The 24,872-nt window shown below is 71.7% G+C and carries 20 protein-coding genes; 5 read left to right on the forward strand and 15 right to left on the reverse strand.

Translation table 11 applies throughout. The annotated features are described in order from the left end of the window. Window positions 1-251 precede the first annotated feature (251 nt). A complete protein-coding gene (locus ABZ854_RS19445; protein ID WP_361212133.1) occupies window positions 252-1,730 on the reverse strand; it encodes a hypothetical protein in 1,479 nt (492 codons plus the stop codon). A 459-nt stretch (window positions 1,731-2,189) separates the two neighbouring features. On the opposite strand from ABZ854_RS19445, the gene ABZ854_RS19450 reads away from it, so the two are divergent. Beyond that, complete coding sequence (locus ABZ854_RS19450; protein ID WP_361212136.1) at window positions 2,190-2,855, forward strand: bifunctional DNA primase/polymerase; 666 nt, start codon at window positions 2,190-2,192, stop codon at window positions 2,853-2,855. Between the two features lie 418 nt (window positions 2,856-3,273). On the opposite strand, the gene ftsY is transcribed toward ABZ854_RS19450, so the two are convergent. Continuing rightward, the gene (ftsY, locus tag ABZ854_RS19455) at window positions 3,274-4,479 is read right to left on the reverse strand and encodes a signal recognition particle-docking protein FtsY (protein WP_361212139.1); all 1,206 of its coding nucleotides are present in this window, start codon (window positions 4,477-4,479) and stop codon (window positions 3,274-3,276) included. A gap of 179 nt (window positions 4,480-4,658) precedes the next feature. On the opposite strand from ftsY, the gene ABZ854_RS19460 reads away from it, so the two are divergent. Together ABZ854_RS19460 and ABZ854_RS19465 are read left to right on the forward strand one after the other, a co-directional pair. Next, entirely contained in the window at window positions 4,659-6,137 is a 1,479-nt protein-coding gene (locus ABZ854_RS19460) for a cytosine permease (protein WP_361212142.1), read from the forward strand. 54 nt (window positions 6,138-6,191) lie between these two features. Then, window positions 6,192-7,163: an LLM class flavin-dependent oxidoreductase gene (locus ABZ854_RS19465; RefSeq protein ID WP_361212145.1), complete on the forward strand. Its 972-nt coding sequence runs from the start codon at window positions 6,192-6,194 to the stop codon at window positions 7,161-7,163. A 187-nt stretch (window positions 7,164-7,350) separates the two neighbouring features. Here the strand turns inward: ABZ854_RS19465 and ABZ854_RS19470 are convergent, their stop codons facing one another. From ABZ854_RS19470 to ABZ854_RS19485, 4 genes are all read right to left on the reverse strand, one after another. Further along, entirely contained in the window at window positions 7,351-8,766 is a 1,416-nt protein-coding gene (locus ABZ854_RS19470; RefSeq protein ID WP_361212148.1) for a sugar porter family MFS transporter, read from the reverse strand. Between the two features lie 218 nt (window positions 8,767-8,984). Then, on the reverse strand, window positions 8,985-12,734 hold the full coding sequence (locus ABZ854_RS19475; RefSeq protein WP_361212151.1) for an AAA family ATPase: 3,750 nt from the start codon (window positions 12,732-12,734) through the stop codon (window positions 8,985-8,987). Between the two features lie 223 nt (window positions 12,735-12,957). Then, window positions 12,958-13,161, reverse strand: a complete 204-nt coding sequence (locus ABZ854_RS19480) for a hypothetical protein (RefSeq protein WP_018544743.1) — start codon at window positions 13,159-13,161, stop codon at window positions 12,958-12,960. A gap of 383 nt (window positions 13,162-13,544) precedes the next feature. Then, window positions 13,545-13,826, reverse strand: a complete 282-nt coding sequence (locus ABZ854_RS19485; RefSeq protein ID WP_129306325.1) for an acylphosphatase — start codon at window positions 13,824-13,826, stop codon at window positions 13,545-13,547. Between the two features lie 181 nt (window positions 13,827-14,007). Between ABZ854_RS19485 and ABZ854_RS19490 the strand changes: the two genes are divergently transcribed. After that, window positions 14,008-15,165, forward strand: a complete 1,158-nt coding sequence (locus ABZ854_RS19490) for a CAP domain-containing protein (RefSeq protein ID WP_361212154.1) — start codon at window positions 14,008-14,010, stop codon at window positions 15,163-15,165. Between the two features lie 89 nt (window positions 15,166-15,254). Next, a complete protein-coding gene (locus ABZ854_RS19495; protein WP_361212157.1) occupies window positions 15,255-15,653 on the forward strand; it encodes a helix-turn-helix domain-containing protein in 399 nt (132 codons plus the stop codon). On the opposite strand, the gene mutM is transcribed toward ABZ854_RS19495, so the two are convergent. From mutM to ABZ854_RS19540, 9 genes are all read right to left on the reverse strand, one after another. After that, on the reverse strand, window positions 15,626-16,486 hold the full coding sequence (gene mutM, locus ABZ854_RS19500; RefSeq protein WP_361212159.1) for a bifunctional DNA-formamidopyrimidine glycosylase/DNA-(apurinic or apyrimidinic site) lyase: 861 nt from the start codon (window positions 16,484-16,486) through the stop codon (window positions 15,626-15,628). The two genes, ABZ854_RS19495 and mutM, sit on opposite strands and share 28 nt — an antisense overlap. A gap of 117 nt (window positions 16,487-16,603) precedes the next feature. Next, complete coding sequence (gene rnc / locus ABZ854_RS19505; RefSeq protein WP_361212162.1) at window positions 16,604-17,443, reverse strand: ribonuclease III; 840 nt, start codon at window positions 17,441-17,443, stop codon at window positions 16,604-16,606. A gap of 8 nt (window positions 17,444-17,451) precedes the next feature. Beyond that, on the reverse strand, window positions 17,452-17,625 hold the full coding sequence (rpmF, locus tag ABZ854_RS19510) for a 50S ribosomal protein L32 (RefSeq protein WP_003951102.1): 174 nt from the start codon (window positions 17,623-17,625) through the stop codon (window positions 17,452-17,454). A gap of 2 nt (window positions 17,626-17,627) precedes the next feature. Continuing rightward, entirely contained in the window at window positions 17,628-18,272 is a 645-nt protein-coding gene (locus ABZ854_RS19515; RefSeq protein ID WP_361212165.1) for a YceD family protein, read from the reverse strand. A 147-nt stretch (window positions 18,273-18,419) separates the two neighbouring features. Next, window positions 18,420-19,511 (reverse strand): ATP synthase F0 subunit B, encoded by a 1,092-nt coding sequence (locus ABZ854_RS19520; protein ID WP_361212168.1) that lies wholly within the window; start codon window positions 19,509-19,511, stop codon window positions 18,420-18,422. A gap of 98 nt (window positions 19,512-19,609) precedes the next feature. Continuing rightward, the gene (coaD, locus tag ABZ854_RS19525; RefSeq protein WP_361212171.1) at window positions 19,610-20,089 is read right to left on the reverse strand and encodes a pantetheine-phosphate adenylyltransferase; all 480 of its coding nucleotides are present in this window, start codon (window positions 20,087-20,089) and stop codon (window positions 19,610-19,612) included. Between the two features lie 26 nt (window positions 20,090-20,115). After that, window positions 20,116-20,703 (reverse strand): 16S rRNA (guanine(966)-N(2))-methyltransferase RsmD, encoded by a 588-nt coding sequence (gene rsmD, locus ABZ854_RS19530; protein WP_361212174.1) that lies wholly within the window; start codon window positions 20,701-20,703, stop codon window positions 20,116-20,118. A 104-nt stretch (window positions 20,704-20,807) separates the two neighbouring features. Next, window positions 20,808-23,027 carry an ATP-dependent DNA helicase RecG gene (gene recG / locus ABZ854_RS19535; protein WP_361212176.1) on the reverse strand — a complete coding sequence of 740 codons (2,220 nt, stop codon included), beginning with the start codon at window positions 23,025-23,027 and terminating at the stop codon, window positions 20,808-20,810. Between the two features lie 67 nt (window positions 23,028-23,094). After that, window positions 23,095-24,843 carry a DAK2 domain-containing protein gene (locus ABZ854_RS19540; RefSeq protein WP_361212179.1) on the reverse strand — a complete coding sequence of 583 codons (1,749 nt, stop codon included), beginning with the start codon at window positions 24,841-24,843 and terminating at the stop codon, window positions 23,095-23,097. Window positions 24,844-24,872: the final 29 nt, after the last annotated feature.

Raw genomic sequence — 24,872 nt, forward strand, 5'->3', positions numbered from 1 at the left:
ACGCGCTCATGAACTGCGGGATGACCGGAACGCCGGTGATCACGGTGACACGCCTACCGCGACGGACACCGCAACCACTCATTGAGGAACCACGACGGCGAGCAACCAGGTCCGCGAGAGCGGCGCCGGTTCAGGCCCAAAAAAGGAGCGAAACCGGCCGCGGTCGGGGCCTCTCGATGACCTGGCATGGGGGAGCCGAGTCGGGCAGTTCGGGAGGACCGGCCGCGGCCGGGGTGTGGAGGACCCGCGGGTCAGACCGCTTCTGCGGACTCGGGCAGGTCGACGGCGAGCTGCTCGGCGAGGTCGGTGACGGCGTTGAGGTCGCCGTAGTCGCGGACGGCCGTGTCGACCGTCTTCCGGATACGGGTGTTCACGCGCTCGGAGCGGACCTTCCTGGCGACCCGCATGGCCCGCGAGGCGTACTCCGTGCTGTGTTCGGGCTGGTCGCGCAGCAGGTGCACGGTGGCCATGCCGATCAGGTTGAGTGCGTACGACCGCTGGTGCTCGTGGTCCTTGGCGAAGAGGTCCACGGCCCGCTCCATCAGCGGCTGGGCCAGGGATGCGTAGGCGGGGCTGCGGCCGGCGACGTAGGCGAGGTCGCGGTAGGAGTGCGAGTTCTCCGCGAACAGTTCGGCCTCGGAGAAGAAGCGGATCCAGTCGGGGTCCGGCTCGTCCCACTCGTCGGCCTCGGCGAAGGTGTCCTCGGCCATGCGCACGGCCCGCTTGCAGCGCCCGGGCTGGCCCATGTTGGCGTAGGCGCGGGCCTCCATCGCATACAGCATGGACTGGGTGCGCGGGCCGGCGCAGTCGCGGCTGCCGTACTGCGCGAGGTGGATCAGCTCCAGGGCGTCGTCGGGCCGGCCGAGGTGGATCATCTGGCGGCTCATGCTGGACAGCACGTACGACCCGAGGGGCTTGTCGCCGGCCTCCTTGGCCGCGTGCAGCGCGAGGACGAAGTACTTCTGGGCGGTCGGCTGGAGCCCGACGTCGTAGCTCATCCAGCCCGCCAGTTCGGCGAGTTCGGCGGCGACCTTGAACAGCTTGCGGTTGGTGGCCTCGGGCTGGGGTTCCTGGAGGAGGTCGGTGACCTCGTGCAGCTGGCCGACGACCGCCTTGCGGCGCAGGCCGCCGCCGCACTGGGCGTCCCACTGGCGGAACATCACCGTGGTGGACTCCAGCAGTTCCAGCTCGGGCTTGGACAGGCGGTGCGGGCGGCTCGACTCGACGAGGGGCTCGGGCTCGGCGGGGGCGGGCGAGGAGGGGCCGGGGACGAGCCAGCGCTGCATCGGCTCGATGAGGGAGGGCCCGGCGGACAGGGCGAGCGACGTGCCGAGGAAGCCGCGCCGGGCCAGCATCAGGTCGCTGCGGGAGAACTCGCCGAGCAGGGCGACGGCTTGGGGGGCGGTCCACGGCAGGTCGACGCCGGAAGCGGAGGGTGACTGCCGCGCGGCGCGCAGGCCGAGGTCCTCGACGGAGACGACGCAGCCGAAGCGCTCGGAGAACAGCTCGGAGAGGATCTTCGGAATCGGCTCGCGCGGATTCTCCCCGTCCAGCCAGCGGCGCACCCGGGAGGTGTCCGTGGAGATGTGGTTGGCGCCCAACTGGCGTGCCCGGCGGTTCACTTGGCGGGCCAGCTCACCCTTGGACCAGCCACTGCGCACGAACCACGAGCCGAGCAGCTCGTTGGGGCGCTTGTCAGCGCTCGACCCACTACCGCCGTTGCCGCTCACTGGAACGCCCCCATCCCTGAGACCACTTGTCGCCGAGTGCGCCAAGCCCTATCAGAATGCCGGTAAATACGGCCTCCCGTCCGCCGGTTCTCACCCTTCGAACGAGTTGACGAGTTGCCTCCGGCATACCCACAAGCGCATGTGCCTCCACCACTCGCACACTCACAGTAATCCTACGATCACCGTTCCAGCCATGGCGATCCTGGAAACGCCACCATTCGCCACCCCTTCGAATGAACTCACAACCAGCGGGGCGCGATTCACTTGACATAGGACGGCTGGAAGTGGGCGGAGAGGTGCACGACGGAGCGCACGGATCCCGGTGCACCACCCGACGCGCTTCCAAGCGCCGCCTTGCCCCGCAGGAGCGAGGGGAAGGCGGAGCCCGGAGACGTCACGTTCCGCTTCCGGACCGCTCCGGGTCGTAACCACCGGCGCGCTGGACCCGTTGGAGGGGGCATGGGCTTCACGATCGGCGGCATTCGCGAGATCCGCTCCGGCACGCGTCGGCGCGGCCGTGCGTCGGAGTGCAGTACCGCCGTCGCCGAGTTCACCGGGCTGTGGGGCTGGGAGGTGGTGCCGGGTGCGCGTGCCGCCGCGGGCGCCTGCTCCTGCGGGCGCGGCGACTGTACGGCGCCGGGCGCGCATCCGCTCGGCTTCGCCGCCCCGGTGCCGGCCGGCGCGACGCTCGACGAGGTGAGCAAGGCCTGGGCGGAGTTCCCCGGCGCCGCGATCATGCTGCCGGTGGGCCGCGCCTTCGACGTCGTCGAGGTCGCCGAGCCGGCCGGGCGCCGGGCCCTGGTCCGGCTGGAGCGCATGGGCCTGCCTCTCGGCCCGGTCGCCGCCACCCCGGACGGCCGCGCGCACTTCCTCGTCGCCCCCGGCGCCGCCGCCGAACTCCCCAGGCTGCTGTACCGCATGGGCTGGGACGACCCGTCCGCGCTGGACCTGCGCGGGCTCGGGCCGGGCGACCACATCACCGCCCCGCCCTCGGACCGGGGCGGCCTGGGCCCGGTCCGCTGGCTGCGCCCACCCGCACTGGACTCGGCGACCCGCCCCCCGGCGGCCCGACTCCTGCTGGGCACCCTGGCCTACGTGGCCCACCGGTCGGGGGCACGGGCGTAACGCCCCAACGGGCGTTCCCGGAGCGGGCTCTCCACACGACGAAGCGCCCACCCACCCCGCGGCCCACACCGCTCACTGACGCGAGCGTCACGCCCGGAGCGCGGCCGCACAACACGACGAAGAACCCACCCCCACCAGGGACCGCACGCGCCGAGCCACCTGCACGCCCCGAGACCGAGACCGTGCGGAACGAAACACCCACCACACTGACGCCATACGCGCCGAAGCGCCCACCCACCTGGGGCCTACGCCGCGAAGCGCCCACCCACCTGGGGCCTACGCCGCGAAGCGCCCACCCCGGCCGGGGCCGTACGCGACGAAACCCAGCCCCCTACGGACGGCGAAGCGCCCGCCCCTCGTGGGGCGGGCGCTTCGCGGTGCGGGGGCCTCGAAACATTCCCAGGTCCCCCCCCGGGGATCACTCGCCGATCAGCGCGTCCACGAACGCCTCCGGCTCGAACGGCGCCAGGTCGTCCGCGCCCTCGCCGAGTCCGACCAGCTTGACCGGCACGCCCAGCTCGCGCTGGACCGCGACGACGATGCCGCCCTTGGCGGTGCCGTCCAGCTTGGTCAGCACGATGCCGGTGATGTCGACGACCTCGGCGAACACGCGCGCCTGGACCAGGCCGTTCTGGCCGGTGGTGGCGTCGAGGACGAGCAGCACCTCGTCCAGCGGCGCCTGCTTCTCCACGACCCTCTTGACCTTGCCCAGCTCGTCCATGAGGCCGGTCTTGGTGTGCAGGCGGCCGGCGGTGTCGATGAGGACGACGTCGACCCCCATCTCCTTGCCCTCCTTGACCGCGTCGAAGGCGACGGAGGCGGGGTCGCCGGCTTCGGGGCCGCGCACGGTGTAGGCGCCGACGCGCTCGCCCCAGGTCTGGAGCTGGTCCGCGGCGGCGGCGCGGAAGGTGTCGGCGGCGCCCAGGACGACCGTGCGGCCGTCGGCCACCAGGACGCGGGCGAGCTTGCCGGTGGTGGTGGTCTTGCCGGTGCCGTTGACGCCGACGACCATCACGATGCCGGGCTTGCGGTCCTCGGGCTCGGTGCGGACCGTGCGGTCCACGTCGGTGCCGACCAGCTTGAGCAGCTCTTCGCGGAGCAGGCCGCGCAGCTCGTCCGGGGTCCGGGTGCCGAGCACCTTGACGCGCTCGCGCAGCCCCTCGACCAGCTCCTGGGTGGGCTGCACGCCGACGTCGGCGGTGAGGAGCGTGTCCTCGATCTCCTCCCAGGTGTCGTCGTCGAGGTGCTCGCGGGACAGCAGGGTGAGCAGTCCCTTGCCGAGCGCGTTCTGCGAGCGGGACAGGCGGGTGCGCAGGCGGACCAGCCGGCCGGCGGTGGGCTCCGGGATCTCGATCTCCGGGGCCTCGACGGCGGACGGAGGCTCCTCCACGACCACCGGGGCGGGGCCACCCGGGAGATCCACCTCCTCGATCGTCCGGCGCGGTTCGTCGCGCGGCGTCTCGGCCTCGTCGCCGACGTGCGGCTCGGCCGGGGGCGCGGTGATGTCGGGCGCGGCGGGCGGCGGCGGGGGCAGCGGCTTCCGGCGCCGGCTGCCGATGACGAGCCCGCCGAGCGCACCGAGCACGACCACGGCGATGACTACAGCAAGGATGATGGTTTCCATAACGGCTCCAGTATCGGCCATGGGTTCCGTGCGGCCCCGCTTGCCGCTCGTTGTCGTTTCCTCCGAGCGACAAAGGCCACCTAAGGTGTGGAGTCGGATCAAAGTACAATGGCAGGGACTCCGTCAACGCGCGTAGAGTCCCGTCGTCCCCTTCCCCCCACTTCCGAGGTCCCTCTTCCATGAGCAAGACCGCCCAGTCCGAAGGCGCACTGGAGACCCGCGGCATCGAGCAGGTGCCCGACCACGAGCGCACCGCCCGGACCCGCGAGCTGTTCCCGACCTGGGTCGGCGCGAACATCAGCGTGCTGCTGCTGACGATGGGCGCGAGCCTCGTCGTGGCGTACCACCTGGACATCTGGCAGGCGCTCGTCGTGGCGGCCGTCGCGCCCGTCGTGTCGTACGGCCTGGTCGGGCTGATCGGGATCGCGGGCAAGCGGGGCGGGGCGCCGGGCATGGCGCTGTCCCGGGCGGTGTTCGGGCAGCGCGGCAACCTGCTGCCCGGTTCGCTGATCTGGGTCGCCCGCTGGGGCTGGGAGACGATCAACGCGGTGACCGGCGCCTACGCGGTGCTCACCATCCTGGACATCGTGTTCGGCATCCACGGCAACAGCGTGCTCGACATGGTGACGCTGCTGGCGTTCGTCGTCGCGACCTTCGCGATCTCCGGGCTCGGCATCGGGGCCGTGCAGAAGTGCAACAAGTACGCGACGTACGTCTTCGGCGTGTTCTCGGTCCTGGTGCTGGCGTACCTGGCCGTGCACACCGACTGGTCGAAGGTACTGGACCACGGCGCCGGCTCGACGGCCGCGGTGATCACCGGGATCGGCATGATCGCGGCGGGCGGCGTCAGCTGGATCCCGACCGCCCCGGACTTCACCCGCTACCTGCCGCGCACGGCGTCCTCGAAGGCGATCGTGGGCACGTCGGTGGGCGGCGCGGGCATCGTCGTCCTGCCGATGGTCCTCATGGGTGCGGTGATGGCGGTCTCCACGCCCGACCTGGCCTCGGCGACCGACCCGGTCTCCTTCCTCGGCGAGATCCTGCCCACCTGGATCGCGGTGCCGTACCTGCTGATCGCGCTGATCGGCATGCTGCTGATCAACTCGATGTCGATGTACTCGGCGGGCTTCACGGCGCAGACCCTCGGCTTCAAGGTGCCCCGGCACTGGGCGGTGTCGGTCAACGCCGTGATCTCGCTGGTCTTCGGCGGCGTGCTGATGCTGGTGGCGACGAGCTTCATGGGCTCGTTCATCGCCTTCCTGTCCCTGCTGGCGGTCGCCTTCTCCGCCTGGGTGGGCGTCTTCGGCGCGGACATGCTGCGCCGGACCGAGTACGACGGCGCGGCCATGGCGGACACCACGCGCAGCAGCGCCTACTGGTACCGGGGCGGCTTCTCCCCCGCCGCGGTGGCCTCCTGGGCGATCGGCCTGGTGGGCGGCCTGCTGTTCACCACCTCGGACTGGTTCACCGGCCCGCTGGCGAAGAACAACGTGATCGGCGAGTACGGCCTCGGCTGGGTCGCGACGATCGTGATCTCGGGCCTGCTGTACCTGGCCCTGCCGAAGCCGGCGGTGGTGCGCCCCGCGCGGCGGGACACCGAGTCGGCCGAGGGGTCCGCGGAGCCCGGGACCACCGCCGTATCATCCATGGCCATCTGACACCACGTCAGCTAACGTTCCCCTCCACCGACCCGTACCGGAGGGGGACGTCTCATGCCCGTCACGGTCGTACGCTTCAACCTCGTCGAACCCGGCGCCACTCCCGCCTCCCTCGCCGCCCGTTACCGCGCCGCGCTGGAGATGGCCGCGTACGCCGACGAGCACGGCGTCAGCACGGTGCAGACCGAGGAGCACCACGGTGTCGCCGACAACTGGCTCCCGTCGCCGTTCGCCTTCGCGGGCGCGGTGTTCGGGGCGACCCGCCGGATCGCCGTGACGGTGTCGGCGGTGATCGGCCCGCTGCACGACCCGCTGCGGCTGGCCGAGGAGATCGCCGTACTGGACCTGCTCAGCGGCGGGCGGCTGGTGACGGTGGCCGGGATCGGCTACCGGCCCGAGGAGTACGCCCTCTTCGACGTGGACTGGAAGCGGCGCGGCCGGCTGCAGGACGAGCTGCTGGAGACGCTGCTGACGGCGTGGACCGGCGAGGAGTTCACCTACCGGGGCCGTACGGTACGGCTCACCCCCCGCCCGTACACCGATCCGCACCCGCTGCTGCTGGTCGGCGGTTCGTCCAGGGCCGCCGCCCGCCGGGCCGCGCGGCTCGGCCTGCCCTTCTTTCCCAGCGCGCACCTGCCGGAGCTTGAGGCGTACTACAAGGAGCAGCTCACCGCGTACGGCACCGAGGGCTGGACCATGATGCCCGCCGCCGAGACCCCGCTGCTGCACCTCTGCGAGGACCCGGACCGGACGTGGGCCGAGTACGGCCGGCACTTCCTGCACGAGGCACGGACATACGCGTCCTGGCAGTCCGGCGACATCCGCTCGGCCGTGCGGTCGGCGGCCACGACCGTGGACGAGCTGCGCGCCGAGGGCGTCTACCGCGTCCTCACGCCGGGCCAGTGCGTGGAGCTGGGCCTGGACAGCCTGGTCCTGCACCCACTGGCGGGCGGGATGCCCCTGGAGGAGGGCTGGCGCAGCCTGCGGCTGTTCGCCGAGAAGGTGCTGCCGGCGCTGGAGGGGTGACCTCCCGGACGGCCCGCGGGATGCACCGGGAAGGACGGAGACGCACCGCCGCCCCCGGTCCGGGCAGTGGCCGGAGCGGGGGCGGCGGCGGGGTACGAGGAGAGGGGCAGCGGGGACTTGGCCCTTCTCCTCGGGTCCGGGGGCCGGGCCCGGGACGCGGTGTCCAGGACGCCGGGCCCGAGGCGGGTCAGCCCATTTCTTCCAGGGCCTTGCCCTTCGTCTCCCTGACGAACCTCAGGACGAACGGGATGGAGAGCGCCGCGAAGACGGCGTAGATCACGTAGGTCACGGAGAGGTTCCAGTCGGCCAGCGACGGGAAGCTCGCGGTGATGGCCCAGTTGGCGATCCACTGCGCGGAGGCGGCCACGCCCAGCGCGGCGGCGCGGATCTTGTTCGGGAACATCTCGCCGAGCATGACCCAGACGACCACGCCCCAGGAGAGGGCGAAGAAGAGGACGAAGACGTGGGCGGCGATCAGGGCGGTCCAGCCCTGAGCGGCGGGCAGCTTGCCGTCGACCAGGTGGTGGCTGAACGCCCACGCCTCCAGGGCGAGGCCGACGGCCATGCCGACGGAGCCGATGAGGGCGAGCGGCCGGCGGCCGATGCGGTCCACGAAGATCATCGCGATCACGGTGCCGACGATGTTGATGATCGACGTCGTGAAGGAGTAGAAGAACGAGTCCGACGGGTTCACGCCGACGGACTGCCACAGCGTCGAGGAGTAGTAGAAGGCGACGTTGATGCCGACGAACTGCTGGAAGACGGACAGGCCGATGCCGACCCAGACGATCGGCTTGAAGAAGAAGGAGCCGCCGAGCAGGTCCCGGAAGCTGGACTTCTCCTCGCGCTTCATGGCGTGCTCGATCTCGTTGATCCGGGCGTCGAAGTCGATGTCACCCTCGACCTCGGCGAGGATCTCGCGGGCCCGGTCGCGCCGGCCGACGGAGATCAGGAAGCGCGGGGACTCGGGGATCGCGAAGGACAGCAGGCCGTAGAGGACGGCCGGGACGACCATGACGCCGAGCATGACCTGCCAGGCCTCCAGGCCCATCAGGTGACCGCGCTGCTTGCCGTCGGCGGCGTTGAGGATGCCCCAGTTGACCAGCTGGGAGATGGCGATGCCGACGACGATCGCGGCCTGCTGGAAGGAGCCGAGGCGGCCGCGGTAGGCGGGCGGGGCGACCTCGGCGATGTAGGCGGGGCCGATGACGGAGGCCATGCCGATGGCGAAGCCGCCGACGATCCGCCAGAAGGCGAGGTCCCACAGGGCGAACGGCAGGGCGGAGCCGACGGCGCTGATCGTGAACAGGACGGCGGCGATCTGCATGCAGCGGATGCGGCCGATCCGGTCGGCTATGCGGCCGGCGGTGGCGGCGCCGATGGCGCAGCCGATCAGGGCGACGGCGATGACCTGGGCCAGCGCCGCGGAGCCGATGCCGTAGCGGTCCCGGATGGCCTCGACGGCGCCGTTGATGACGGAGCTGTCGTAACCGAACAGGAAGCCGCCCATGGCGGCCGCCGCCGCGATGAAGATGACGTGCCCGAGATGTTCGGGGTGAGCCGTCCTGGCTCCTGGCTGGGGTGCCTGCGCTGTGCTGGTCACGAATAACTCCTCGGGCCACGGCAACGCTGCCGGGTGGGGGTGAGCCCTGTCAGATCCATACCTGAAGGTAAAAGCAACGTTGCAGAGACTATTCCTTCAAGTCTCGAAGTCAATAGGTCCGCTGCTGTGAATTTAGTCAGATGACACATGCCTCTGTGTTCAGAAAGTGAACACAGAGTGTTTCTTGTACGGGCTTCGATCTTGTAGGGAGGGGCGCCCTAGCGGAGGCGCTGCGAGATGACCTTCGAGACACCGTCGCCTTGCATGGAGACGCCGTAGAGCGCGTCGGCGACCTCCATCGTGCGCTTCTGGTGCGTGATCACGATCAGCTGCGAGGCCTCCTGCAGCTCCTGCATGATCCGGATCAGCCGCTGGAGGTTGGTGTCGTCCAGGGCCGCCTCGACCTCGTCCATGACGTAGAACGGGCTGGGGCGTGCCTTGAAGATCGACACCAGCAGGGCCACGGCCGTCAGCGAGCGCTCGCCGCCGGAGAGCAGGGAGAGCCGCTTGACCTTCTTCCCCGGCGGGCGGGCCTCCACGTCCACGCCCGAGGTCAGCATGTTGCCGGGGTCGGTCAGCACGAGCCGTCCCTCGCCGCCCGGGAACAGCCGGCCGAAGACTCCCTCGAACTCGCGTGCGGTGTCGTGGTAGGCCTCGGTGAAGACCTGCTCGACGCGCTCGTCGACCTCCTTGACCACCTGGAGCAGGTCGGCGCGGGTCTTCTTCAGGTCCTCCAGCTGCTCACTGAGGAACTTGTGCCGCTCCTCCAGGGCCGCGAACTCCTCCAGGGCGAGCGGGTTGACCTTGCCGAGCTGCTGGTAGGCGCGCTCGGCGGCCTTGAGCCGCTTCTCCTGCTCCGCCCGGACGAAGGGCCTCGGCCGGTTGCGGGGGTGATCCGGCTCTTCAGGAAGCTGTTCTCCCTCGGCGGGGAGCGAGGGCGGCACAGGCTGGTGCGGCCCGTACTCCGCCTCCAGCCCGGCCGGTTCGACACCCAGCTCCTCCAGTGCCCTGGTCTCCAGCTGCTCGATGCGCAGCCGCTTCTCGGCGCCGAGTACCTCGCCGCGGTGCACTGAATCCGTCAACTTGTCCAGCTCGGCCTTCAGGTCGCGGCCGGCGGTGCGCGCGGTGACCAGGTCCCGCTCGCGCAGGGCCTTCGCCTCCTCGGCCGCGGCACGCTCCCGCTCGGCGCGGCCGAGGGAGACCTCGACGTGCGCGAGGAGCTGCCGGGCGCCGGACGCGACGGCCTCGGCGACGGCGGCCTCGTGGCGCAGCCGGGCGCGGCGCTGCTCGGCACGCGCGCGTGCCTCGCGTTCGGCGCGGGCGGCCCGGTCGAGGGAGTCGGCCCTGCCGGCCAGGCCCTTCACGCGCTCCTCGTGCGTACGGGCCTGGAGGCGGGCCTCCATCTCCGTCTGCCGGGCGTTGGCCCCGTCGGCGGCGAGACGGTCCCGTACGGCGGTGTCGGGCTCCTCCTCGACGGGCATCTCCTCGGCCACGGCCAGGCGCTCGGCCAGCTCCTCGGCCTCCTGTACGGCCCGTTCCAGGGCATCCTGGGCGCGGGAGGCCGCGGCGGCGGAGCGTTCCGCCTCGCCGGCGGCTCCGCGGGCCTGGCCTGCGAGACGGCCGAGCTGCTGGGCTACGGCGGACTTCTCGCGGTCCGCTGCGCGGCGCCGTTCGCCGAGGTCCTCTACGAGGGTGGCGGCGGTGCTCCTCCGGGTCTGCGCGGTGCGCTGGGCCTCGGCCAGTTGTTCGCAGCGGACCTGCAGTTCTTGCAGCTGCGCTGCGGCCTCGTCCACCGAGGCCTGGATCTCCAGGAGGCTGGGGGCGCCTGCGGAGCCGCCGTGGGCGTAGTGGGCGGCGAGGATGTCGCCTTCGGCGGTCACTGCGGTGAGGTGGGGGTGGGTGCGGACTGTTTCTTCGGCGGCTTCGAGGGTGTCGACGATGACGGTGTCGTGGAGGAGGCGGTGGATGGTGGGGGTGAGGTCCGGGGGGGCTTGGACGAGGGTGGCTGCGGGGAGGGGGGTTCGGGGGTCGTTGTCGGGTGCGGGTGCGTGGTGGCTTGTCGCGCAGTTCCCCGCGCCCCTTTGGGGTGGTGCGGTCTGGTTGTGGGGTGCGGGTTCGACGTGGTTGCTCGCGCAGTTCCCCGCGCCCCCTTCGGGGACTTCGGCCGGGTGGTTCGGTGCGGGTGTGTGGGGGCTTGTCGCGCAGTTCCCCGCGCCCCTTTGGGGTGCCTGCGCTGGGGGGGTTTCAAAGGGGGTCGTCAGGAGGAGGGTGGCTCGGCCTGCCTCTTCCTTGTGGAGGAGGCGGAGGGCGTTGGCGGCTGCTGTGGGGGTGGTCATGGCGAGGGCGTCGGCTGCTGGGCCGAAGGCGGCGGCCAGGGCCACCTCGTAGCCGGGGGTGATGGTCAGGAGTTCGGCGGCCGGGCCGAGGATGCCGGTGAGGCGGTCCTGGGCGGCGAGCAGGAGGCCGGTGCCGTCCTTGCGGCGCAGGCCGAGAGCGAGGGCCTCGTGGCGGGCCCGGGTGGCGGCGCGGGAGCGTTCGGCGGTCGTGGCCGCCTCGCGGGCCTCGGTGAGGACCGCTTCCGCTTCGGCGAGCTGCCGCTTGGCGGCCTCGTGGCGTTCGGCGAGCTCGGCGTCGTCGGCGTCCAGGCCGTCGACCTCGGCCTTGAGGCTCTCGTACTCCTGCTGGGCGCGCACCGCACGTTCCTCGGCCTCGTCGCGGGCCGCGGCCAGGCGGTCGATCTCGGCCTGGGCGGAGGCGGCGCGGGAGCGGGCCGCGTTGACCTGGCCGGAGAGTCGGGCCAGGCCCTCTCTGCGGTCAGCGATGGCGCGGGCCAGGTCCTTGAGCCGTCGTTCCTCTACGGCCAGCTCCCGCTCCAGTTCCGCCCGGTGCGCGACCGTGTCGTCCAGGGCGTGCTGAGCCGCCTCCAGGGCCGCCTCCAGCTCGGCCTCCTGCTCCCGCACCCGGGCCGCCTCGCGCTCCAGGTCCTCGGGGTCGCGGCCGCGCCGCTCCTCGGCGGGTGCGGAGGTGGCGCTCTTGACCCGGGCGTCGGCCAGGGAGATCGTGCCACGGACGCGTTCGGCCAGCTGGGACAGCTCGTACCAGGTCTGCTGGGCGCGCTGCAGGCGCGGCGTGAGCTGCCGTACCTCCTCCTCCAGCCGGGTCTCCCGCTGGACGGCCTTGCGCAGCTCCTGCTCGGCGGCCTCCTTGCGCTCCTTCAGGGCCGCCTCGTCGGCGATCTCCCCGTGCAATGCCTCCCGGAGCCGTACGAGGTCGTCGGCGAGCAGGCGCAGGCGGGTGTCGCGGAGGTCGGCCTGGATGACGGCGGCCCGGCGGGCGACGGCGGCCTGGCGGCCCAGCGGCTTGAGCTGGCGGCGCAGTTCGTCGGTGAGGTCCTGGACGCGGGCGAGGTTGGCCTGCATCGCGTCCAGTTTGCGCAGCGCCTTCTCCTTGCGCTTGCGGTGCTTCAGGACGCCGGCCGCCTCCTCGATGAAGGCGCGCCGGCCCATGGGGTCGGCGTGCAGCACGGAGTCGAGCTGCCCCTGGCCGACGATGACGTGCATCTCGCGGCCGATGCCGGAATCGGAGAGGAGGTCCTGGATGTCGAGCAGCCGGCAGGTGTCGCCGTTGATCTGGTACTCGCTGCCGCCGTTGCGGAACATGATCCGCGTGATGGTGACCTCGGCGTACTCGATGGGCAGCGCCCCGTCGGAGTTGTCGATGGTCAGGGACACCTCGGCGCGGCCCAGCGGCGGGCGGCCGGTGGTGCCGGCGAAGATGACGTCCTCCATCTTGCCGCCGCGCAGCGACTTGGCGCCCTGTTCGCCCATGACCCAGCTGAGCGCGTCCACCACGTTGGACTTGCCCGAGCCGTTCGGGCCGACGACGCACGTGATGCCCGGCTCGAACCGGAGCGTGGTGGCCGAGGCGAACGACTTGAACCCGCGGAGGGTCAGGGCCTTGAGGTGCACGCCGCCGGACTCTACCGGTCGCCGCTATCTCACTCCACGAACGCTCGCAACCGCGCGGTTTCGCCATTGAACATGCAGGGCACATCAGACGTTGAAGAGGGTGAAAGGATGCGCGGGGGGAAAGAAGGAAGGGACGCCGAAGCGTCCCTTGCAACTCGACAACTGTGCGGTTGATACGGGCAGCCCAGCCGCTGCGACTGCTGTCGTGGAGCGATGCAGCGATTCAGGTGAGCGCAGGCTCCGCCTGGTGTGCGTCGATGCTCTCCATGATCCTGTCCTGAGAGGCGGCAGCCGCGAGCGCGTCGTTCTCGGCCTGGATTCGTACCAGCTCCGACTCCAGGTCCTGGACACGCTGCTGAAGCCGTCGCATCTCGGCGAGGAGTCGAGGGTCGGAGCCGCCGACGTAACCGAGAAGCGCCTTTGCCATGATGGATGGTCCTCCACAATGAGTGACCGACCGATGCGGTGTGGGTCGTGAGGGATTCGCACCCGTGGTGCTTGACACATCCGAGTGTTGCTCTGGTGTTGCCACATGCCAAACAGCTAAGGTGCGCGGGGCTTTCAGCGTCTCACCAAAAAGTTTGACGGTCAACACGATCACGCCCTGTATTGGCGGGCGAACCCGGCGCGCGCGGCCGAAGAGCGGCGGCGCTGCGACCCGGGCGAGGGCCCGCGGAGCGTGTGGATCACTTGTATCTGCGGAGCCTGCCACGCCACGCCGTTCTTGGCAACCACCAGGTCGTTCCTGCTCCGCGCACATGCCGGGGGCAGCTCGCCCCGCTGTGGCCTGCGGAGCTTTACAGAAACGACTCAGCGGATGGCGAAGCCGTCGTAGCCCCCGCGCGGTGTGTCCCAGATCTCGGTGACGCCGTCCACGTGTCCGGGCGTGTCGCCGCCCTCGAGCCAGTCGAGCAGTCGGTCGCAGCCCTCGCGCGCGCCCTCGGCGACGACCTGGACGCGGCCGTCGCCCAAATTGAGAGCAAAACCACTCAGGCCGCCGATCTCCAGCGCCTTGGCCCGCGTGAACCAGCGGAAACCCACACCCTGGACGCGTCCCCGCACCCAGGCGACCAGCCGTACATCCTCGCTCATGGGTGCAACCTAACCGGCCGATGTCGCTCAGGACACTTCCTCCCCGAGTGGCATGCGGTACCGTCCCCACCCAATGCATCTCATATGAAACTCACTCGATCGAGTGAGTTCGGTCGGCCAGGGGGAGTGACGCACCCCAGGGGGCCCGGTCGACCGCGAGCACGAGGAAGAGGGCAGGGACATGGGCCGCCACCGACGCCCGGCCGCCGGGCGCGCCTCCACCGGCCGCGCCGCGGGGAGTACGCACACACAGGGTTCCGCCGCGGGCGGCGCCGAGCCGCACGGCCCCCGGGCCGGCGAGCGCGCGCCCCGGGGCATCGCGCCGTACCTGAACCCCGAGGCGTACGCCGAGACCAACGCCCGGAGCACGGCCTACCTGTTCGCCACGGACTCCAGCACGGGGCCGGGCTCGTCCGGGTTCACGCCGGCCGGCGGCCCCCCGCACGAGCACCGGCGCCGGAAGCGGCCCGGCCGGCCGGTGCGCGCGGGGTTGCTGGGCGTCTCCGCCGCCGTGGCCCTGGGCACGGCCGCGGTGGCCACGGGCGTGGTGCCCGGCCTGCAGCACTACCAGCTCGGCGGCGGTACGACCACCACCGGCGGCGACCGAATACAGGCGGCGGACTCCCCCAGCAACACGGCGTCCGAGCAGGGCGGCACCTCCGGCAGCGCACGCACCCCGGGCGGCACCCCCTCGGCCGGCGGCGAGAACCGGCACGCGGCGGCCTCCCCGACGACCACGGCGTCCCCGTCCGCGTCTCCTTCCCCCTCCGCGTCCCCGTCGAAGTCCGCGTCGAAGCACTCCGCTTCCCCGGCCCCCTCCAAGGCGCCCTCCCGGAAGACGGCTCCGAAGACGACCCCGAAGGCCACGCCGAGCGCCGGCCGGCCGAGCAGCACGCCGTCGCGTACGGCGCCCAGGCCGCCCGCGCGGACCACGGCGCCGGCGCCGGTGACCGTCTCGGCCCAGGCCGCCGCCGAGGCCGAGGTGCTGAAGCTGGTCAACGAGGAGCGGGCGAAGGTCGGCTGCAGCCCGCTGGCGGCGAACTCCTCGCTGACCGATCTGGCCGAGTCGTTCAGCAACGACATGGCCGCGCGGGGCTTCTTCGACCACACGGACCCGGACGGCGCCACGCCGTGGGACCGGGCGGCCAAGGCCGGGATCACCGACCTCGGCGGCGAGAACATAGCCCGCGGCCAGGCGGACGCGGCGGCGGTGATGCAGGCCTGGATGAACAGCCCGGACCACCGCGCCAACATCCTGAACTGCGACTACAAGACCCTCGGCGTCGGCGTCCACTTCGGCCCGGGCGGCCCCTGGTGGACACAGGACTTCGGGTACTGAGCGCTGCGCGGGCGGGCAGGGCTTCGGCGCGGGGGCACCGGCCTGTGCACTAACCCTTGGTTAGCGCTGCCCTCGCGTAGGCTGGAGGGATGAGCGACCAGGACACGCGGCCCACGGACGACCTCGCGTACGACGTGTTCGCCAAGGCCTGCCCCTCGCGCGGCACCCTGGAGCACGTCACCGGCCGCTGGGGCGGGCTGACGCTCGGCGCCCTGTACGAGGGGTCGCTGCGCTTCAACGAGTTGCGCCGCCGGGTCGACGGGGTGAGCGAGAAGATGCTCTCCCAGACACTGCAGGCGCTGGAGCGCGACGGCTTGGTGCACCGCGAGGCACAGCCGACCAACCCGCCCCGCGTGGACTACGAGCTGACTCCCCTGGGCCGTGAGGTCGCCGGCCGGCTGCTCTCGCTCATCCAGTGCGTGGAGGGCGCGATGGACGACGTGCTGGCCGCCCGCGAGCGTTACGACGACACGCGCGGAGCCCGCTGACACTTCGGGCAGAAGTAGCTGGACCGGTTCATCCAGGGCCGCCGGCGCATGGGTGTCCCGCAGCGCCCGCAGGGCAGGCCCTCACGCCCGTAGGCGTCCAGGGAACGGTCGAAGTAGCCCGACTCGCCGTTGACGTTGACGTACAGGCTGTCGAAACTGGTGCCGCCGACGGCGAGGGCCGCGTTCATCACGTCCCGGACGTGGCCGAGCAGCTCCGTCGTCACCGGACGGGTGAGGGTCGCGGTGGGCCGCTCGTAGTGGAGGCGGGCGCGCCACAGCGCCTCGTCCGCGTAGATGTTGCCGACGCCGCTGATCAGCGACTGGTCCAGCAGGGCCCGCTTGATGGTGGTCCGCTTGCGGCGCAGCGCCCGGTGGAAGGCGTCGTCGTCGAACAGCGGGTCGAGGGGGTCGCGGGCGATGTGCGCGATGACGTCGGGCAGGCCGTCGGGGGTGTTGTCGTGCAACGACAGTCCGCCGAAGGTGCGTTGGTCGACGAACCGGAGTTCCGTACCGAACGCGTCGGCGAACCGCACCCTCACGCGCAGGTGCTTCTCGTCCGCCGACTCGTGCGGCTGGACCAGCAGCTGGCCGCTCATGCCGAGGTGGGCAAGGACGGACTGGTTCGTCTCCTCCAGCGGCAGCCACAGGTACTTGCCGCGCCGGCTGGGCAGGCCGATGTGCCGGCCCTTCAGGCGGTGCGCGAAGTCGTCGGCGCCCGCGAGGTGCCGGCGCACGGCGCGCGGGTGCAGCACCTCGACGTCGGCGACGGTGCGCTGGGCGACCCACCGCTCCAGACCGCGTCGTACGACTTCGACCTCGGGCAACTCGGGCATCGGTACCCCCGTGGGACGTGCCGAGCGCCCGCCCCGGAGCCGGGGGCTCGGGACAGGCGCTCGGGCGCTGCTGTACTGCTCGGTACTGCTGGGGCGCCTGCGCGCCGGGTGCTCGCGTCAGGCGGTGGCGGACGACGCGTCGTCCGGGAAAACGTCCTTCGCGTCCTTCGCGTCCGTCGCCGTCTTCGATCGCTCGTCCGCCGCGGCCCGGATGGAGCGCCAGGCGGACTCGGCGGCCTGCTGCTCCGCCTCTTTCTTGCTGCGGCCGGTGCCGGTGCCGTACGAGACGCCCCCGACGCGGGCGGCAGCAGTGAAGGTCTTCTCGTGGTCGGGGCCGGTCTCCGTGACCAGGTACTCGGGCACGCCGAGCCCCTCGGTCGCGGTCAGCTCCTGGAGGGAGGTCTTCCAGTCCAGGCCGGCGCCCAGGTTGGAGGACTTCTCGATCAGCGGGTCGAAGAGCCGGTGCACCAGCTCGGACGCCGCGTCGAGACCCTGGTCGAGATAGACCGCGCCGATCACCGCTTCCAGGGTGTCGGCCAGAATGGACGCCTTGTCCCTGCCGCCCGTGCCCTCTTCACCGCGGCCGAGCCGGATGAAGGCGCCCAGGTCGAGCCCTCGGCCCACCTCCGCCAGCGCACGCGAGTTGACCACCGCGGCCCGCAGCTTGGCCAGCTGGCCCTCGGGCAGGTCGGGGTGGATACGGTACAGCGTGTCCGTGACGACGAGACCGAGGACGGAGTCACCTAGGAACTCCAGCCGCTCGTTCGTCGGCAGACCGCCGTTCTCGTACGCGTAGGAACGGTGGGTCAGCGCACGCACCAGAAGGGCGGACTCGAGCCGGTAGCCGAGCCGCCCTTCCAGAAGCGTGTGGGACGAGGCCTGGTTGTCCTTCTTCTTGGCGGACGAAGCCGCTTTGGCGTCTTCCGCCTTCTTGGGACTGGACACAGTGCCTCTCACCAGCCCGCTCAGACTTCGAGGACCTGGCGCTTGTTGTAGGTGCCGCAAGACGGGCACGCGATGTGCTGCTGCTTGGGCTCGTGGCAGCGCTCGCACGCAACCAGGGTGGGGACCGCAGCCTTCCACTGCGACCGGCGGTGGCGCGTGTTGCTGCGCGACATCTTCCGCTTCGGAACAGCCACGGCTACTTCTCCTGCTTCTCGTCGACGCCAGGTTCGGCGCCGCTCATCTCGTCCTTCTCGCCGTCCGACATGGTGCCGGCGAGTCCCTGCAAAGCCGCCCAACGGATGTCGACGGCGTCGTGGTGGTGGTCCGGGTCGTCCGCGAGCCGCGCTCCGCACTCGGAGCACAGACCCGGGCAGTCTTCCCGGCACACCGGCTGCATCGGCAGTGCGAGCACCACCGCATCGCGCAGCAGAGGTTCGAGGTCGATCAGACCGTCCTCGACAAAGAGCCTGTCCTCGTCGTCCTCGGCGTCGTCGCCCGGTTCCGCGATCACGCGGCCCCGGCCGTCGGCGTCAGGGTACGAGAACATCTCCTGGAAGTCCGCTTCGAGCTCCAGCCCGACCGGCTCCAGACACCTTACGCACTCCCCCTCGGCCCGTGCACGGGCGGTGCATGTGACGAGCACCCCTTCCATGACCGACTCGAGGCGGAGGTCGAGTTCCACCGGGGCGCCCTCCGGCACTCCGATGACTCCCTGGAGACCGAGATCCCGGGGGGCGTCGACCTCGCGGGTCAGGCGCTGCAGCGCACCAGGACGCCGGCCCAGCTCGTGCGTGTCGATCACGAGGGGGTTGCGGTGGTCGAGGCGGGCGTTGGTGGCCATTCCTGCTTTCAGTCTTCGAACTCGAAGGAGACACCGCCCGTCGGTGCTCCGGGCAGCGGCGAGTCGCGGACGTACGCGCGACCGAAGGGCCAGGATACTGGACCTTTCGCTCTCGGCCCAATCCGGCCCCCTCGGAGGCCGGCCCTCCTAGAGGCCGCGCCCCTGTTCGTAGGCCCGCAGCTGCTCCGCGCTGATCATGCCGGTGTCGAAGAGGCTGGTCTCGTCGAGGGCGTAGCCCTGCTGGGGCTGCTGGACGGGCTGCTGCACCGCGTTCGGGTCGTAGCCGGTCTGCTGCTGGTCGTAGCCCTGGTAGGCCACGGCGTAGGGATCGGCCTGCTGGTAGCCGTAGGGGTCCGTCTGCTGCCCGTAGCCGGGCTGCTGCGGAAAGGCCGCGTACGGGTCCTGCTGCTGCTCGTACGCGGCGTACGCCGGCTGCGGGTCGTACGACGGCTGCTGCGGCGGCTGCTGGGGCTGTGGGGGCTGCTGCGGCTGGTGCTGCGCCGGGGGCTCGGCCGGGGTGTCCGCGAGGGCGGCCAGGTCGGCGAGGTAGTCGGCGTCGCTGGAGTGCTGGAAGGTCGTGGTGTCGTCGGCGAGGGCGCCGAGGTCGTCGGTGGCGATCCGGCCGTGCAGCTTCTGCCGGCCGCGGCCGACCGCCTCCAGGGTCTTGGCGAGGACCGCCTCGAAGGCGCCGAGCTTGGTGTCGACGTATTGGTCGGCGTTCTGGCGCAGGGTCTGCGGGTCCAGGCTGCGCTCGGGCGCGTCCTCGTCCTCGTAGCCGTCCTCGTCCAGGCCGGGCCCGGTGCCGAGGAGCTTCTCGCGGCCGCGGCCGACCGAGCCGAGCGTCTTGGTGAGGACGACCTCGAAGTTGGCGAGCTTGGAGTCGACGTAGTCATCGGCCTCGGCGCGGACCTCCTCGGCCTCCTGGCGGGCCTCGGAGAGGATCCGGTCGGCCTCGGCCTGCGAGCGGCGGGCGATCTCGGTGTCGGAGATCAGCGAGCCCCGCTCGGCGTGCGCGGTCTCGATGATCCGGTCCGCCTCGGCGCGGGCCTGCTCGACCATCTGCTCCCGGCCGCCGATCAGCTCCTGTGCCTGGGCGAGGGAGCCGGGCAGTGCCTGGCGCACCTCTTCGAGCAGCGCGAGCAGCTCGGCGCGGTTGATCACGCACGAGGCCGACATGGGCATGGCCCGGGCGCTGGAGACCGCGGTGACGATCTCGTCGAGCTTCTTCTGCACGTCCACCTGTGCTCGCCACTCTCTACAGCCGGGTTGGAGACGGACGGGACGACTGTACGACCCCGGACCGGCCGCCGGACACCGGGTGACGGGCTGTCAGGACCTCAGTCCTTCTTCATCCGCTGGGACAGGGCCTCGAAGACGGCCGGGGGCACCAGGTGGGAGACGTCGCCGCCCCAGGCCGCGACCTCCTTCACCAGGGAGGAGGAGAGGAAGCTGTAGGTGGGGTTGGTGGGCACGAACAGCGTTTCGACACCGGTGAGCCCGTTGTTCATCTGCGCCATCTGCAGTTCGTAGTCGAAGTCGCTGACGGCGCGCAGGCCCTTGACGATGGCGGGGATGTCGCGCTGCTTGCAGAAGTCGACGAGGAGGCCGTGGAAGGCCTCGACGCGGACGTTGGCGCAGTCGGCGGTGACCTGGCGGATCAGGTCGATCCGCTCGTCGATCTCGAACAGGCCCTTCTTGGACTGGTTGATCATCACCGCGACGTAGACCTCGTCGTACAGCCGGGAGGCGCGGGCAATGATGTCGAGGTGTCCGTTGGTGATCGGGTCGAACGACCCGGGACATACGGCTCGGCGCACTAGTGATCCCTCGCTCTCCGGTCCGGTCATCGTGCGTCTTCGCACGTAGAGGCGGCGCGACCGTACCAAAACGTTCCCTCGCCGTAGCGACGGGACCGGATCGGCTCGAAGCCGTCCGGCCAGCGGAATTCCCCGCCTCTGGTGCTGCGCTCCACGGTGACGAGCGCTTGCTCAGTGAGCCAGCCTTCCGATCGGAGTGTGAGGAGGATCTCGCGAAGATCGTTGTCCGCGACGGCGTAGGGCGGGTCCAGGAAGACCAGGTCGTACGGGTCGCCGGGGGGCGGGGCCTTGATGACTTGTTCCGCTTTGCCCGTGCGTACTTCGGCGCCGGGGAGGCCGAGGCTCTTCACGTTGTCCCGCACGGTTTTCGCCGCCCGGGCGTCGGCTTCGACCAGCAGGGTGTGGCTCGCGCCGCGGGAGAGGGCTTCCAGGCCTACGGCGCCCGAGCCGGCGTAGAGGTCGAGGACGCAGGTCCCTTCCAGGGGGGCGCCCAGGAGGGACTGCCAGGTGGAGAAGAGGGCTTCGCGTGCGCGGTCTGAGGTGGGCCGGGTGCCCGTTCCTGGCGGGACTGCCAGGCGACGTCCGCCGGCCGCACCGGCGATCACGCGGGTCATGTGGGGTCCTTCTCCGTGGGTGGCTTTCCGTTCATTGTCGCTGGTCGCGCCCGCGCGGCGCAGCCGCATATGGACACGGCCCCGCGCCCCTGGGTTGACCACCTTCACCCCTTTTCCAAGTACTGCTCCCTCTCCTCGTCCAAGAGGGCGTCCAGGGCCGTTCGCAGGCCGGGCAGGCTGGTCAGCTCCGGGTCGGCGGTGACGACGGCCGTCGCCTCCTCCCTCGCCTCGGCGATGAGGTCCTCGTCCTCGATGACCGCCAGGACGCGGAGGCTGGTGCGGGCGCCGGACTGGGCCTGGCCCAGGACGTCGCCCTCGCGGCGTTGTTCGAGGTCGATGCGGGAGAGTTCGAAGCCGTCGAGGGTGGCGGCGACCGCGGTCAGGCGCTGCCGGGCGGGGGTGGCCTCGGGCATCTCGGTGACGAGGAGGCAGAGGCCGGGGGCCGAGCCCCGGCCCACGCGGCCGCGCAGCTGGTGGAGCTGGGAGACGCCGAAGCGGTCGGCGTCCATGATCACCATGACGGTGGCGTTGGGGACGTTGACGCCGACCTCGATGACCGTGGTGGCGACCAGGACGTCCGTCTCACCGGCGGCGAAGCGGCGCATGACCGCGTCCTTGTCGTCGGGGTGCATACGGCCGTGCAGAACCTCGACCTTCAGGCCCTTCAGGGGCCCGCCGGCCAGTTGGGCGGCCACGTCCAGGACGGCGAGCGGCGGACGCTTCTCGGCCTCGTCCTCGGGGGACTTGCCGGAGGGCTTCTTGGTGTCCTCCTCGTCGCCGATGCGGGGGCAGACGACGTACGCCTGGTGTCCGTTCTCCGCCTCCTCGCGGACCCGTTCCCACGCGCGGGCCAGGAAGTGGGGCTTGTCGGCGGCCGGGACGACGTGGCTGGCGATGGGTGAGCGGCCGGCCGGGAGCTGGTCCAGGACGGAGGTCTCCAGGTCGCCGAAGACCGTCATGGCGACCGTGCGCGGGATGGGCGTGGCCGTCATGACGAGGAGGTGCGGGGGCTGTTTGCCCTTGCCGCGCAGGGCGTCCCGCTGCTCGACACCGAAGCGGTGCTGCTCGTCCACCACGACCAGGCCGAGGTCGTGGAACTGCACCTTGTCCTCGATCAGGGCGTGGGTGCCGATGACGATGCCTGCCTCGCCGGTGACCAGGTCGAGCAGGGCCTGGCGGCGGGCGGCGGCACCCATGGAGCCGGTGAGCAGCACGACCTTGGTGGCGTGCTCGGTGCCGCCCAGCATGCCTCCCTCGGCGAGGTCGCCCATCATCTCGGTGATCGAGCGGTGGTGCTGCTGGGCGAGCACCTCGGTGGGCGCGAGCATGGCGGCCTGACCGCCCGCGTCGACCACGGCGAGCATGGCGCGCAGCGCCACCAGGGTCTTGCCGGAGCCGACCTCGCCCTGGAGCAGGCGGTGCATGGGGTGTTCGGTGGCCAGGTCGTCGAAGATCTCCGCGGAGACCTTGCGCTGGCCCTCGGTGAGGGTGAAGGGCAGGCGGTCGTCGAAGGCGGTGAGCAGGCCGTCCGGCCGGGGCCGGCGGGCCACCGCCGGGAGACCGGCGTCGGCGTGCCGGCGGCGGGCCAGGGCGACCTGGAGGACGAAGGCCTCGTCCCACTTCAGGCGGGCGCGGGCGTCGGCGATGTCGGCCTTGGTGTGCGGTCGGTGGATCTTGAGCAGGGCCTCGGGGAGGGAGACCAGGCCGCGGCCCTCCCGGAGGGAGGGCGGCAGGGGGTCGGTGGCCTCCTGGGCGCTGGGCAGCACCGTCTGGACGGCCTTGCCGATCTTCCAGGACTCCAGTTTGGCGGTCGCGGGGTAGAGCGGGATCAGCGCCCCGGCCCAGGTCTCGGCCGCCTCCGCTCCGTCACCTTCACCGCCCAGCAACTCATAGGCGGGGTGCGCGAGTTGGAGACGACGGTTGAAGACGGAGACCTTGCCGGCGAACATCGCGCGGGTGCCCGGCAGCAGTTCCTTGTGGGGCTTGTGAACACCGTGCCCGAAGAAGACCAGTTGGAGCCGGCCGCTGCCGTCCGTGATGGTGACCTCCAGCCGCTGCCCCTTGCCGCGCGGGGCCTTGGCCGAGGCGAAGCTGTGCAGGCGGGCGTCGGCGACCTGGGCGACCACCGTGACGTGCTCGTCCAGGGGGAGGTCGGCGAGGTGGGTGAGCTGCCCGCGCTCCTCGTATCTGCGCGGGTAGTGGTGCAGGAGGTCACCGAGGGTGTGCAGGCCGAGGTGCTCGGCCATCACCTTCGCGGTGGCGGGGCCGAGCACTGACTTCAGTGGCTGCTTCAGGGGTTCTTCCAGTGCGGGCACGAGATCCATTGCACACCACGGCACTGACAATGGCACGGACGCCCGGTGGCGCGGATGCCCGGTGGCGCGGACGCTCCTACTCGACGCCGATCAGGAGCAGGGCGCCCTGGCGGCCGCCCCGGTAGACCACGGTGTCCACGGCCAGGTACGACTCGCGGACGTGGGACTCCAGGCGGTCGGTGACGGCCGACGGGACCTCGTCCGCGGTGACCAGGGTGACCAGTTCGCCGCCCGCCCGGAGCATGCGGTCCAGGAGCGTCTCCGCGGTGGCCGTGACGTCGGAGCCGATGACGGCCACATCCCCGTCGATCAGTCCCAGGACGTCCCCGGCCTGGCAGATGCCGGCGGACGTCCAGGACTCGTGCTCGGCGACGGTGACCTCAGCGTGCCGGGTGGCGCCGGCCGCCGAGGTCATCTGGACGACGTCCTCGTCGAAGCGGCGCCCCGGCTCGTGCACGGCGAGCGCGGCGATGCCCTGCACCGCCGAGCGGGTCGGGATCAGCGCGACGCGGACACCTTCCCTGCGGGCCTGCTCGGCCGCCGCCGCGGCGGTGTGCCGCAACTCCGCGTCGTTGGGCAGCAGGACGACCTCGCGCGCGTGGGCCCGCCGTACCGCCTGCACCAGTTCCCCGCTGGCGGGCGGTTCCCCGGGGCGGGCCAGGACCGTCGTCGCGCCGGCCTCCGCGTACAGCCCGGCCAGCCCCTCCCCCGGCACCACCGCCACGACGGCCCGCTGGGCGGGCTCGCGCGGCGGGCGTTCGGCACCGGTGTGCAGGTCACCGAGCCCGAAGTGGGTGATCCGGATCCGGTAGGGCCGCCCGGCCTCCACGCCCGCCTCCACGGCCGCGCCGGCGTCGTCCACGTGGACGTGGACGTTCCACAGCCCGTCGCCGCCGACCACCACGAGGGAGTCGCCGAGCGTGTCGAGCCGCTGCCGCAACCGGGCCACGGCCTCGTCGCCGGCCTCCAGGAGGTAGATCACCTCGAAGGCGGGGCCGCCCTCCTCACGGCCGTCGGCACAGGGGGCGCCCTCGGACGGGGCCTGCGAGGACGGGGCCTCGGAGGACGGGGCCTCGGAGGACGGGGCCTGCGAGGACGGGGCATCGAAGGAGGGCTCTTGGGAGACTGCGTTCGCCTCCACGCGCGCGTGCGGAGCCGGGTCGGGGGGCGCCTCCCCCGTCACCGCCTCCACGAGGGCCCCCAGCACCGCCACCAGCCCCAGTCCCCCGGCGTCGACCACTCCGGCGCGTCGCAGCACCGAGAGCCGGGCCGGGGTCGCCGCCAGGGCCGCCCGCGCGCCGTCGTGCGCGGCCCGGGTGACCGTCCCGCAGTCGTCCTCGGCGCCGTCCAGGGCCGCGGCGTCGGCGGCGGCCGAGGCGACGGTCAGCACGGTGCCCTCCACGGGATGGGCCACGGCGTCCCGGGCGGAGTCGGCCGCCTGCCGCAGCGCCAGCCGCAGACCCGTACCGCCGGTGTGCGGTTCCTCACCCTCGGCGAGCACCTGCGCCATCCCGCGCAGCAGTTGCGCGAGGATCGTCCCGGAGTTGCCGCGGGCCCCGATGAGCGCGCCGTGGGCCATCGCGCGCATCGCGTCCGCCAGCGACGGCAGGGCGGGCCCGGTCTCGTACCCGGCGAACACGGCCTCCACGGCGGTCGCCGCGGACTCCACGGTCAGGTAGAGGTTCGTGCCGGTGTCGCCGTCCGCGACCGGGTAGACGTTGATCGCGTCGATCTCCTCGCGCGCCCGCCCCAGTGCCTTGAGGGCGAGACCGCACCAGGTGCGCACCGCCAGAGCATCGAAGAATGTGGGCGGCACCTGCGCCACCTGCGCCTCCCTGAGCCGGCCGGACGTGG

The organism is Streptomyces sp. NPDC047028, assembly GCF_040644095.1.
In the GTDB taxonomy this organism is placed as follows: Bacteria; Actinomycetota; Actinomycetes; order Streptomycetales; family Streptomycetaceae; genus Streptomyces.

Excerpts from the sequence above, each read along its gene's own strand:
- ABZ854_RS19515 (WP_361212165.1), bottom strand. The coding sequence starts at position 18,272 with ATGGCCACCAACGCCCGCCTCGACCACCGCAACCCCCTCGTGATCGAC.
- ftsY (WP_361212139.1), bottom strand. The coding sequence starts at position 4,479 with ATGGAAACCATCATCCTTGCTGTAGTCATCGCCGTGGTCGTGCTCGGT.
- recG (WP_361212176.1), bottom strand. The coding sequence starts at position 23,027 with ATGGATCTCGTGCCCGCACTGGAAGAACCCCTGAAGCAGCCACTGAAG.
- ABZ854_RS19450 (WP_361212136.1), top strand. The coding sequence starts at position 2,190 with ATGGGCTTCACGATCGGCGGCATTCGCGAGATCCGCTCCGGCACGCGT.
- rsmD (WP_361212174.1), bottom strand. The coding sequence starts at position 20,703 with ATGACCCGCGTGATCGCCGGTGCGGCCGGCGGACGTCGCCTGGCAGTC.
- ABZ854_RS19495 (WP_361212157.1), top strand. The coding sequence starts at position 15,255 with ATGAGCGACCAGGACACGCGGCCCACGGACGACCTCGCGTACGACGTG.
- ABZ854_RS19485 (WP_129306325.1), bottom strand. The coding sequence starts at position 13,826 with ATGAGCGAGGATGTACGGCTGGTCGCCTGGGTGCGGGGACGCGTCCAG.
- ABZ854_RS19480 (WP_018544743.1), bottom strand. The coding sequence starts at position 13,161 with ATGGCAAAGGCGCTTCTCGGTTACGTCGGCGGCTCCGACCCTCGACTC.
- mutM (WP_361212159.1), bottom strand. The coding sequence starts at position 16,486 with ATGCCCGAGTTGCCCGAGGTCGAAGTCGTACGACGCGGTCTGGAGCGG.
- ABZ854_RS19460 (WP_361212142.1), top strand. The coding sequence starts at position 4,659 with ATGAGCAAGACCGCCCAGTCCGAAGGCGCACTGGAGACCCGCGGCATC.
- ABZ854_RS19465 (WP_361212145.1), top strand. The coding sequence starts at position 6,192 with ATGCCCGTCACGGTCGTACGCTTCAACCTCGTCGAACCCGGCGCCACT.
- ABZ854_RS19490 (WP_361212154.1), top strand. The coding sequence starts at position 14,008 with ATGGGCCGCCACCGACGCCCGGCCGCCGGGCGCGCCTCCACCGGCCGC.